The sequence below is a fragment of the Microbispora sp. CSR-4 genome, assembly GCF_008033685.1.
GTDB lineage: Bacteria > Actinomycetota > Actinomycetes > Streptosporangiales > Streptosporangiaceae > Microbispora.
Genome location: NZ_VJVX01000099.1, coordinates 1 through 11,419, shown reverse-complemented (window position 1 = coordinate 11,419; position 11,419 = coordinate 1). Strand labels below are relative to the sequence as shown.

9 protein-coding genes and 1 riboswitch are annotated in these 11,419 nt (G+C 70.8%); of the genes, 6 read left to right on the top strand and 3 right to left on the bottom strand.

The features are described 5' to 3' along the window. Positions 1-12: 12 nt before the first annotated feature. From FLV34_RS43530 to FLV34_RS37735, 4 genes are all read left to right on the top strand, one after another. Complete coding sequence (locus FLV34_RS43530; protein ID WP_369074165.1) at positions 13-174, top strand: hypothetical protein; 162 nt, start codon at positions 13-15, stop codon at positions 172-174. 1,021 nt (positions 175-1,195) lie between these two features. After that, on the top strand, positions 1,196-1,654 hold the full coding sequence (locus FLV34_RS40985) for a hypothetical protein (protein WP_187280845.1): 459 nt from the start codon (positions 1,196-1,198) through the stop codon (positions 1,652-1,654). Next, entirely contained in the window at positions 1,633-4,224 is a 2,592-nt protein-coding gene (locus tag FLV34_RS37740; RefSeq protein WP_187280844.1) for a DUF222 domain-containing protein, read from the top strand. Before FLV34_RS40985 ends, FLV34_RS37740 begins: the two co-directional genes overlap by 22 nt. Before the next feature lie 482 nt (positions 4,225-4,706). Further along, a riboswitch (cyclic di-AMP (ydaO/yuaA leader) is annotated at positions 4,707-4,849 on the top strand. A gap of 231 nt (positions 4,850-5,080) precedes the next feature. Next, the gene (locus tag FLV34_RS37735; protein WP_147945425.1) at positions 5,081-5,794 is read left to right on the top strand and encodes a CHAP domain-containing protein; all 714 of its coding nucleotides are present in this window, start codon (positions 5,081-5,083) and stop codon (positions 5,792-5,794) included. A gap of 325 nt (positions 5,795-6,119) precedes the next feature. Here the strand turns inward: FLV34_RS37735 and FLV34_RS37730 are convergent, their stop codons facing one another. Both FLV34_RS37730 and FLV34_RS37725 read right to left on the bottom strand, forming a co-directional pair. Beyond that, positions 6,120-6,755 (bottom strand): DUF305 domain-containing protein, encoded by a 636-nt coding sequence (locus tag FLV34_RS37730; RefSeq protein ID WP_147945424.1) that lies wholly within the window; start codon positions 6,753-6,755, stop codon positions 6,120-6,122. A gap of 150 nt (positions 6,756-6,905) precedes the next feature. Further along, a complete protein-coding gene (locus tag FLV34_RS37725; RefSeq protein ID WP_142648866.1) occupies positions 6,906-7,565 on the bottom strand; it encodes a hypothetical protein in 660 nt (219 codons plus the stop codon). 343 nt (positions 7,566-7,908) lie between these two features. Here FLV34_RS37725 and FLV34_RS37720 point away from each other — a divergent pair, with 343 nt between their 5' ends. Beyond that, positions 7,909-8,703: an SRPBCC domain-containing protein gene (locus tag FLV34_RS37720; protein ID WP_142648867.1), complete on the top strand. Its 795-nt coding sequence runs from the start codon at positions 7,909-7,911 to the stop codon at positions 8,701-8,703. A 60-nt stretch (positions 8,704-8,763) separates the two neighbouring features. Here the strand turns inward: FLV34_RS37720 and FLV34_RS37715 are convergent, their stop codons facing one another. Beyond that, the gene (locus FLV34_RS37715; RefSeq protein ID WP_142648868.1) at positions 8,764-10,047 is read right to left on the bottom strand and encodes a PHB depolymerase family esterase; all 1,284 of its coding nucleotides are present in this window, start codon (positions 10,045-10,047) and stop codon (positions 8,764-8,766) included. 295 nt (positions 10,048-10,342) lie between these two features. Here FLV34_RS37715 and FLV34_RS37710 point away from each other — a divergent pair, with 295 nt between their 5' ends. Then, positions 10,343-11,143 (top strand): IclR family transcriptional regulator C-terminal domain-containing protein, encoded by an 801-nt coding sequence (locus FLV34_RS37710; protein ID WP_142648869.1) that lies wholly within the window; start codon positions 10,343-10,345, stop codon positions 11,141-11,143. Positions 11,144-11,419: the final 276 nt, after the last annotated feature.

Genomic DNA, 11,419 nt, shown 5'->3' with positions numbered 1-11,419 from the left:
GCCTCCCACGGCGTGCCGCTCCCCGCCGCCGCCCTGCGCTTCCCCCACCGCCACCCCGCCGTCACCACCATCCTGATCGGCGCACGCAGCGCGGAGGAGGTCAGGGAAGACCTCGACCTCGCGGCCACGCCCGTGCCCGAAGAGCTGTGGAGAGAACTGGACTCTGCCCGCTGACCTTGCCCGCCGACCTTGTCGGCTGACTCCGCGGCCTGACCCTGCTGATCGACCCTGCTGATCGACTTTGTTGATGGCCCCCGCACGCCGGCAGCTCCATCGGACTGCAGCAGCAGGTCGCGGCTGCGCTCCTGCTACCCGCGGGCGACGGCGAACAGCCGGCTCATCGCGCCGTGCCGCTTGACCGGCTGGTAGTCCGTCCATCGAGGTTCCGGGGTGGAGGGAGCGGAGCGGAAGGGAACGAGGACCGCAGCGAAGGCCCAGCGGAGCGGGCTTCGTGAGGACCGGAGTTTCCTTGCGGCGCAGTGACCGACTTGCCCAAGATCCGTAGCCACCCAAAAGGCCGCAGGACCCTCCCACTCCGACCGCCCTGCTCAGTCGCGCCAGGAGCCTCGCGCCGTCCGGCCGTCCGGCCGTCCGGCCGTCCGGGTCCGATCGTCCTGCTCGGTCACGCCAGGTCTCGCGCCGTCCGATCGTTCGGGTCTGACCGTCTTGCTCGGTCGCGCCAGGAGCCTCGCGCCGTCCGATCGTCCGAGTTCGACCGTCCTGCTCAGTCGCGCCAGCAGCCTCGCACCGTCCTACCGTCCCGGTTCGACCGCCTCTGTGCCAGGGCGGGACACGTGCCCGTTCTCTGCCTCGGCTGATGGTCCGTCGCTGGTGGTGCGTCCTCATCGCGGCCGGGCTCTCCCACACCCGCTGCGCCGCAAGTCTGTGGCCCCAACTGAACCGGGTCGTCCGGTTGCTAAGAGTGACATGAGCAGGAGATAATTCAAACGGGATTTCGAATCAATCGAGGAGGGTGTGATGGATATGTTCGACATCGATCCTGAGCGCCTTCGCCGTTCGAGCGATATTGACGGTGAGTGGTGGGACCGTCTGATCGCCAATTCGCCGCTGTGGTCATCCGACGGCTCGTCCGCCCGTGATCCCTTCCCGATCATCAACTTCGGGCAGCGGCAGCGCGCCGACGCGCCCGGTGCCACGAGCACAGCCAGCCCGGGCACGCATATCGATGGCGCACATGCCGCGCGTGGGGCTGCCGCTGGCGTGGACGGCGCTGGCGTTGGTGCCGCCCGTGCGGACGCTGTCGGCCTTGACGGCGCTGGCGCAGATGTCGCCAGTGAGGCCGCTGATGGTGCGGACGCTGCTGGCGCGGGCGCGCATGGCGCTGGCGCGGCTGCCGCCCATGAGGGTGGTGCGGACGGCGCTGGCGCGGATACCGCGCGTGGGGCCGCCGCCGGTGCGAATGCCGCTGGCATGGACGGCGCTGGCTTTGGTGCCGCGCGTGGTGCTGCCGATGGCGCGGACGCTGCTGGCGCGGATGGTTCTGGCGCGGCCGGCCCGGGTGCTGGTGCGGGTGCGGGTGCTTCCGATGGTGTGGGTGGGCGTGATCGTGGTCGTGACCGTGGTCGGGGTCGTGTGCGGTCGTCGTGGGTGGTGGTGGGGTCGGTTCGTGAGGTGGCCCAAGAGCTGGCGCTGACCCCGCTTCCCGATGACGTGGATGTGTGCCTGGCCGAGGCGGAGGAGTTGCTGTTCGCCCGGGATCGGATCACCTGCGCGCTGGCCGATCGGGTGGGGCGGGTGCATCGTGCGGGGCAGGCCAGGCAGCATGGGCATGCCTCCACCCGGTGCTGGTTGCGCACCAGAGGGGGGATGACGGTGGGCGGTGCGGGCCGCCTGCTCACGTTGGGGGCGGAACTGCCGCGCCTCCCCGTCGTGCGGGAGAAGTTCGCTGCGGGTGAGTTGGCGGCGGGGGTGGTGGAGGCCATCTGCGCCGCTGTGGCCGGACTATCGGATGAGCAGGCCACCTTGGCGGAGCCGATCTTGGTGGACCTGGCCAGTAAAGCGGGGGCGGCGGAGGTCGCCAAGGCCGGCCGCCATCTGCGGGCGGTGCTGGACCCCGATGGGGATGAGCGGGATGAGCGGGCTGATTACGGGCGGCGGTTCCTGCGGGTCCGCCCGGGCAAGGGCGGCGGCGTGGAAGGGGAGTTCTACCTGCCGCGTGAGGCCGGTGCCCGGTTGATGGCGTTGTTGCAGGCGTATGCCAAGCTGAGGGCGCAGGGGGATGACCGCCCGCTGACGGTACGTCAGGCGGACGCGCTGATCGCCCTGCTGGAGCAGAAGATCGTCACCGAGCTCCTCGTCGTGGTCAGCGCCGATTCCCTCCCCACCGACCCCGAAACCACCGACCCCACCGACGACAACCCACACCCCGCCGACGACACCAGCGACCCGGCCACCCAAGACACCGACCCGGCCACCCAAGACACCGCCGACCCTGCCGCCGACGACGACGTCAGCGACCACTTCGCAGACCTCGGCGACAGCGCCCCCAGCGACTACGCCCCCGACACCACCGGAACCACTGACGAGCCGAGCCAGGCCGACGACACCACCGACCACGTCGAAAACGCGCGGGATGCCGGGGGCTTCGGGGAAGGCCGGGAGGACACGGGCGATCCGACGCCCGGCGAGGCCGACGACCTCGACATCCCGGAGGAGTTCGACACTGCCGAGACCGAGGCGGATGCCGGTGCCGGGAGCGCCGACACCACTGCCGCCCCTGCGCCCGCCGACGCCGACGACGCCGTTTCCGGCGCGATGGCCGACCCCGATGCTTCGGGTGGCACCGATACCCCTGACGGCCCGGACGGGCTCGACATCGCCGAGGCTGCCCCTGCCACCGACCCTGCCGCTGGCTCTGGCGACGCCGCGATCGGACCTCGCGATGAGGAGCCTTGTGACTGGGGAGCCGGTGAGCGCGGGGCCGGTGAGCGGCGGCCCGGCGAGTGCGAGCCGCGCGACACCGCAAGCACCGCCGCTGCTGAGGGCGACCACACCGCGAACGCCGGCTCCGCCGAGGACGACGACACCGTGAGTACCAGCTCTGCCGGGAGCGACGAGACCGCGCCCGCCAAGGGCGATGGGTGGGATCGCGGCGCGGCCCGGTCTGGAGCAACCCATGTCCGGCGGGGTGTGTCAGCATGGCCTGCTCATGGTGGCGGGCATTGGCACACAGCCCCTTCGCACGCTGCCCCTTCGCACGCTGCCCCTTCGGACACAGCACCTTCGGACATAGCGTCTTCGGGCGCGACGGCTTCGGTCGCGACGGCTTCGGATGCGCCGCCATCGCAGGCGGCGCACTCGCAGGCAGCGCCTACGGAGGTGGCGCCTTCGGAGGCGGCGTGGCCGGACCCTCCGCCCGAGGACGCCTCCGCACGTCACACCCACGCCGGGCCTGGGCCTGCGGGGGACTGCCGGCATGGCCACAGCACGTGCCGGTGCGACGGCCAGGGCGCGTGCCGGTGCTGCGGCGAGGCGCGGTGCTCGCGTGCGACGCAGGCGTCGGGGACATCGGGACCGTCGGGAGCGACGCCCGGCGGGCCCGGACCGGAGCGGGAGACACCACCCGGATGGGCATCGGAAACGGCACCGGGAGCCGGGCGAGCGACACCGGAGACGGCGCAGGAGGCATCGCAAGGAGCCGCACAGGGGGCATCGCGGGGGGCGGCGCAAGGTGGGTCACCGGGATCTCCGGGTGCGTCGGCGGGCGCGATGCCCGGGGCGTTCTTGGGTGCGTCGTTGGGAGCGTCGGCAGGCACGCTGCTGGGGGCGTCGTTGGGGATGGCACCGGGGACAGCGCCGGGGTTGTTGCTGGCGACCGGGCAGGTGCTGCCCGTCTCCAGCGTGCATCGGCTCGCCCGGACCTCGACTCTGGTGCGGATCGTCATGAACGCCGAGGGACAGGTGCTGGACATGGGGCGCAAGGTCCGTCTGGCGACTCCTGCCCAGCGGCGGGCCATCTTCGCCCGGTACGCCACGTGCTGGATCGACGGCTGCCCGCTGCCGGCGACCATGTGCCAGATCGACCACGCCGACAACTGGAGCACCGGCGGGCTCACGGACCTGAAGCTGCTGGGCCCGGCGTGCCAGTTCCACAACCGCGACCGCTACCAGCACCCCGAGCGCTACACCCGCCGCAACGTAGGCGAAGACCGCTGGGCCTTCACCTACCACCGCCTCGGACGAGCCCGACGACTACACGAGTAAGGCGGGAGGCAGGCGGTGGAGGACCCACAGGCCGGCCCGGGCGACGCACGGACCGGCCCCGGAGGCTGCGGGCGTGAGGCGTGAGGCGGGAGCGTGGGCGATGCGCAGGGCAGGCCCAGGCTGACGCGCGGACAGACCCGGCGACTACGCGAGCGAGGGGAGCGCCAAGACAGCCGGAAGCCCTCGACCGCGTCGGCACTCGGCCCAGCAGACCCCGCGCCGGCAGACACGCGCGAGCAGGCCCGCGCTGGCAGAGCCGCGCCGGCAGACCCCGCGCCGGCAGACCCGCGCTGGCAGAGCCGCGCCGTACGGCGTGGTGTGGCGCATCTCACCGCGGGCGGCCCGCGACCGTGAGGACCTGCGGAAGCAGGGAACGGCGACAGCCGGGATGATCCCCTTTACAGGCCATTTGGCCGTGTCTTACTTGTTATCTACTAAGCTTCCCGTGTGTCTCGCCGGTGAGCGGTCCTCAACCCGAGGACGACCGGCGACCGCCGAATCCCGGAAGTCATCGATCCCGGGAACCGGGGACCCACGTCTCTTGGGGTGAATCCGGACCATCCGGTAGGGCTACTCCTGGCCCGAACCCGTCAGCTAACCCGGTAGGCGGCCAAGGAGAGGAGAGCGTGGAGTGTCGGCTCCACCTGCCCACCCGGTCCGCGTCGTGTCGCCGGACCACCTGCCCGCCCTGGAACGTCTCCAGGCTTCCGGGGTGATGGCGCGCCCGTGACGGGCTGCCACATCTCCCGTTTCTGATTCCGCCCCGCCGTGGCGTGTCCCCGGACGGTCATGCCGTCATGCCGCACGCCCGCGGGCCGGTTCGTCATGTCTCGAAGCGCGCCATGAGGAGCCCCCGATTTCCACCGATCCGATAGCTCGACAGCTGCTCGACGCCGTACGCCCCGAGCTGGGCTACCGCGAACGAGCCGGGAAACACACCAAGTTCGGCGAGTGGTACGCCGAAAACGTCGCCAAGGACCCCGACTTCAAGGCCGCCCCGTGGTGCGACATGTTCGTCTCCTGGGCGGCCGACCGGGCCGGGGTGCAGGACCATGTCGGCGAGTTCGCGCTGACCACGCGGCACGCCAAGTGGTTCGAGAAGCACCACGCCTGGAGCGACAAGCCCGAGCCGGGCGCCGTGGTCTTCTTCGCCTGGTCAGGGTCCAAGAAGATCCGCGACATCGACCACGTCGGCATCGTCGAGAAGGTCGTCGGCCGGAAGGTCCACACGATCGAGGGCAACGTCGACGGCGTGTGGCTGAAGCGCAAGGTCCGCGACACGAGCACGATCGTCGGGTACGGCCTGCCGCGCAAGGTCAAGGTGACGCCGAAGACGCCGGTGACGATCCAGCCCATGGCGGCCGTGAACGCGAGCGTCCAGAGCGCCGCTGCGCCCGCCACCAGGAACATGGCGGCCACGCAGGGGAAGCCGCTCGACATCGTGTGCTCGCCGGGCGACGCCGTCCTGTCGGCCGGTCTGCTGTTCGCGGTGGTCTCCACCGCCGTGACCGGGATACGGGTCAAGACCGCGGCGGCGTCGTCCGACGGACGGCACCGCAAGCGCGGGTGACCTCCCCCTTCCGGATCTCCCGCCGCTCATAGGGACTCCAGCCCGGGCCTTGGGACCTCCGGCCCGGCCCTGGCGATCTCCGGCCCGGCCCTGGCGATCTCCGGCCCGATCAGGGGAACCTCCGGCCGGTCCGAAACGGCCAGGGCTTCGAACGCCATACTCGACGGCGCCACGCTCGTCGGCGACGTGTTCGACGGCGACGTGTTCGACGGCGACGTGTTCGACGGCGACGTGCTCGCCGCTTCCGCCGTGGCGACTGCCACGGCGAGCACGGCGCCGGTCCGGGCCGTCACGGTGCCCTGACCCGGCATGCTGACCCGGCAGGTCAACCAGGCAGGCCGCTCAGCATGCTCTTCATCTCCTTGATCTCGGCCGACTGGCTGGAGATGATCGACTCCGCCAGCCTACGCGCCGGCTCGTAGCTTCCGCCGCTCAGCTCGTCGCGCGCCATGGTGACGGCGCCTTCGTGGTGCCGGATCATCATCGTGAGGAAGGCCCGGTCGAAGTCCCGTCCGGACAGCCCTTCGAGACGCCGCATGTCCTCGGGGGACATCATCCCGGGCATGGCGTGATGCGTCGGCGCCGGGCTCTCCCCGGGCACCTGTTCGCCCCAGGTCGTGAGCCAGCCGCTCATCGTCCGGATCTCGGGAGCCTGCGCGGCCTCGATCCGCCGGGCGAGCCGCGCGACCCGGGCGTCCGCCGCCCGGTCTTCGGCCAGTCGCCCCATCTCCACCGCCTGCTGATGATGGGGGATCATCATCCGGGCGAACATGACGTCCTGGTCGTTGTGGTCGGCCGTCGTTGTCGGCGGCGTTGTCGGCGGCGGCGTCGGGTCGCTGGGCGCGGTGGGCACACCGGGTGAGGAAGGCGTCGCGGCCGAGGCGGCGGTGCCGTACGCGCCGCCCGTGCCGGCCAGCAGACCGGCTGTCAGCAGGGCGACCGGCAGGACACGTCCGTTCATCGGCCAACACCTCCGTACGTCCCGGCGGCTGGTCGAGGACCGGCGCCGCCCCGCCCGCGGTGCCGGCGGCGGCGCCACCCCCGGTGCGCCGTCGCCGCACGAACCGTGTGGCGAACCTGGTCCTCCTGTCGTACCCGTGGAACGTTCCCGTCAGCCGTTGAACGTGATCCTGAACCGGTAGTTGTCGCCGTAGGTCGAGCCGCGGATGGTGAACGCCGCGCTCCCCGAGCTCACCCGGCCCGAGACCGTGGCCCCGGCGTTGACGGCGTAGAGGAAACGAGACGTGCCGAGATCGCGGCAGGGGACGATGGTCTTCTCGCCGTAGAAATGGTTGAACGTGGCCCCTTCGGCGCGGTGGCTGTCGACCAGCTTGCCGGACCAGGAGGTGCCCGATCGGCTGGTGACCCAGTAGCCCAGCAGGAGTTTCGGGTCGCGTACGTTACCGCCGAGATCGCGGGCCGACGCGGTGACAACGTGGGCGGAGCCGAACTGGAAGGATCCGAGCGCTCCGATGTCGCCCACATAGAACTCCCAGTAGAAGGGGTTGCGTTCGACCCTGCCCGCGGCGGACTTGCGTGGACCGGTGACGAATTTCGCGGCCGCCTTGTATCGGCTGGTGCCGACGAACCGGTGCTCGCCCCAGAGGGGACCTCCGCAGTAGTCGTAGACGTCGACCACCACGGTGGCGGTGCCACGATAGATCCGCAGGGCGGACTGTGCGCCGGCCGCCGGGCCGGACGGGACCACCGCCCCGAGGACCGCGGTCACCGAGACCGCTGCCGCCGCTAATCGGAATTTCCGTGTCTTCATGAGAAATCCCCTCCTTGTCGTGCCGTCGATCCGGAACTCCTCCACGGGCCGGCGGGAACCTCACCGTAAAAGACCGCCGTGGTCTTACCAATGACGTGTGCATACACGGTTGGTAACGCCTTGTGTCGATCCGAAAGTGGCGGCGACATAAATGACGGAGGAGAGTAATGACGGACTGATTCCGGGGCGCGACATACATATCGACCACCGGTCTGTTGCCCTATTCACCCCCATTTGTGGAGCGTTGCGCTCCTGTCCCTGATCATCGGGCGAGGTTGACATGCAGCCGTACAGCTGCCTATCGTTCATGCAGCCAAAGGGCTGCATGTCCGGGATGGGGAAGATGGACGAAGTGTTCAAGGCGCTGGCCGACGCCAGCCGCCGCAGGTTGCTGGACAGCCTGAACGCCCGCAACGGCCAGACGCTGCGCGAACTGTGCGCGGGGCTGGACATGGCGCGGCAGTCGGTCAGCAAGCACCTGGCGGTGCTGGAGGCGGCGAACCTCGTGACCACGGTGTGGCGTGGCCGGGAGAAGCTGCACTACCTCAACGCCGTGCCCATCAACGCCATCGCGGACCGCTGGATGAGCAGGTTCGACCGCGAGCGGGCCCGTGCTCTCGCCGATCTCAAGAACGCATTGGAGCAGGAGCCGATGAGCAACCCCGAGTTCGTCTACACCACCTACATCAAGACCACGCCCGAGCGGCTGTGGCAGGCACTCACCGACCCCGGCTTCACTCGGCGCTACTGGGGACTGTCCTTCGACACCGACTGGCAGACGGGGGCGCCGATGACCTGGCACCAGGGCGGTGTGGCGATCACCGATCCCGAGCAGGTGGTCGTCGAGTCCGACCCCGGCCGCAGGCTCTCCTACACCTGGCACTCCCTCACCCCCGAGTGGGCCGAGGCGGTCGGCCTGGGGGAGGACGTGCTCGCCAAGCTGAAGGGGGAGCGCAGGTCGCGGGTGACGTTCGAGATCGAGCAGATGGGGGAGACGGTCAAGCTGACGGTCGTCCACGACGGCTTCGAACCCGGCAGCACCCTGCGCGAGATGGTCGCCGGGGGCTGGCCCCAGGTGCTGTCCGCGCTCAAGACCCTGCTGGAGACGGGTGAGCCCCTGCCGGCCGTGAGCGTGTGACGCGTGGGCCGCGCCCCGGGCCCCGGCCTATCGGGGAGCGGGGCCCGGGGCGCGGCAGGTTCAGCACTGGCCGTCGGCGAGCACCCAGTAGTCCGGGCCGGTCTGGCGCAGCGCGTGCGTGGTGAAGGTGTTCCACAGGCCCATCGCGTCGTTCGACCCCTTGGCATAGGTGTAGCCGCCCGACTGGTACGCCCGCCCGGCGGTGGTGTGGGCGTAGTTGCTGGCCCGTACGCACGTGCCCGGCGGCGTGGCACTCGGCGAAGGGCTCGGCGAAGGGCTCGGCGAAGGGCTGGGCGAAGGACCGGCGCTGGGGGACGGGCTGGGCGTGGCGCTCGGCGAGGGGCTGGGCTGCGCGCCGCCGTCAAGGCCGAAGAAACGGGCGTCGTGGTAGGCCGAGCAGATCGTGTCGAGGAAGTACGCCGCGGTGGCCCCGCACTGGTCGGCCGCGCCGCCCGGATCGACCGGCAGGCCGTGGCCCATGCCGCTGATCTCGTAGAGGCGCACGTCGTCGTCGCCGTACACCTTGAGGGTCGTGCCACCGGTGAGCGACCTGGTGGAGGCCGGAGTCTGGGAGACGCCCCGCACGTTCGTCCACTGGTCGCGCAGCTGGGCGCCGTTGGCGGGCACGACCGTGTAGTCGGACTGGCCCTGCCAGACGGCCACTCGCGGGTACGGCCCGGAGTAGCCCGGATAGGCGTTCCGCACCAGGTCACCCCACTGCTGCGGGGTCCTGCTCGTCGGGCCGTACTGGCAGCCGGACGCCTCGAGCAGGCTGCTCGCGCAGCGGTAGGCCAGGCCGGCCCCGATCGATCCGGCGGCGAAGACGTCCGGGTACGTCGCCAGCATGACGGCGGACATCGCCCCGCCCGCCGACAGCCCGGACACGTAGACCCGCGCGGGGTCGGTCCCGTAGTTGGCGACCGCGTACGCCACCATGGCGCGGATGGACGCGGCCTCGCCCTGCCCTCTCGTGGTGTCGCCGGTCTGGAACCAGTTGAAGCAGCTCGACGAGTTGTTGGAGCTGGAGGTCTGCGGCAGCACCAGGGCGAAGCCCCACTGGTCGGCGTACTTGCGCCACCCCGAGTCGGCGAAGTAGCCGCTCGCGTTCTGCGTGCAGCCGTGCAGCAGGACGACGAGCGGACGGCCTGCGGGCAGGTTGTCAGGGCGGTAGGCGTACATCGCCAGGTTGCCGGGGTTGGATCCGAAGGAGCCGACCTGCGTCAGCGAGGCGGCCCGCGCGGGCGGGGGGATCAGGGCCGTGCCGAGCAGGCCGGCGAGGACGAGCAGGAGGGTCGTGAGGGCGAGGGCCGCTCGCGGCGGCCGTACGGGGAAGGACGTGACCATGGGGGCTCCTTGACCTGGCGCACCGATCCTTTCCGCGCACGGTAGGTCGCCGGTGATCCTCCCGACATGGCGGCCGGACACACTTCTCATGGTCCTGTCATGGCGTTGTTAGCGCGCCGCTCGTGCGGACAGAGGTCCGCATGGCGGTCATGCAACGGCCTGTCAACCACCGGCTGGGCGTGTTACGGCGGTGTGACGCTGGTCATCTCTGACCACGCAGAGCGCCGACAGGCGGACAGTCGGCCGTGGGCAGGGTCTAAGGTTGACTCGGCGAGTTCGAGCGGAAGAGGCGTTCATGGCACGAGGCGACACCGGACCTGACTTCATCGAGGCGCTCGCGCGCGGCCTCGATGTCATCAGGGCGTTCCAGCCGGGCCGTCCGGTGATGTCCCTGACCGAGGTGGCGGCGGCGACCGGTCTGGCCCGGCCCACCGCGCGGCGCATCCTGCTCACGCTGCAGGAGCTGGGGTACGCCCGCTCGGCGCAGGGCGGTTTCGCCCTCACCCCGCGGGTGATCGAACTCGGCGTCTCCTACATCCGCTCCATGGGCCTGTGGGAGGTGGCCCGGCCGCACCTGGAACGGCTCGTCGCCCAGACGAACGAGTCGTCGTCGATCGCCCAGCTCGACGGGTCCGACATCGTGTACGTCGCCCGCGTGGCCGTGCCGAAGATCGTCGCGCTGTCGGTGCAGATCGGGACGCGGTTCCCCGCGATGCAGACGTCCCTGGGCAAGGTGCTGCTGGCGGCGCTGCCGCCGGACGAGCTGGAGCGGGTGCTGGCGGAGCCGAGCAGGTCGGGCATCGAGCCGCGCTGGCGGCCCGGTCCGCAGGAGCGCGACGCCGTGCTGCGCGAGGTGCGGGCGAAGGGCTGGGCGCTGACCGACGAGCAGCTCGCGCTCGGGATCCGCTCGGTGGCCGCGCCGCTGCGCGACGGCTCCGGCAACGTCATCGCGGCCGTGAACGTCAACAGCCACGCCGCCGAGACCTCCCTGGAGAAGCTGACCGAGGAGCACCTGCCGCTGCTGCTGAAGACCGCGGGCGCGATCAGCGCTGACTGGGCACTCTACGAGTCCGTGCCCCAGGTCACCGCCTCCTAGGGAACCGCAGTTCACGGCATGGCCGCCGCTTCGCGGTGGCCCGCTGGCCCGGGCTTGCGGGCGTAGACGTACATGACCGGCAGGTCGAAGGCGTCCGGCTCGTTCAGCAGCTCGGCGACCCGAGCGAGGTAGCGCGCCTCGAAGGAGGCCGTCTCCTCCGGGGAGAGCGACGCGACTTCCGAGTAGCGGTGGCGTCCGCCTTCGCATAGCTCACGTTGGCCAGTGGAGTACGTCCTCCACCGGCATCTCTAGGACGCCGGGGCGGGGATGAGGACG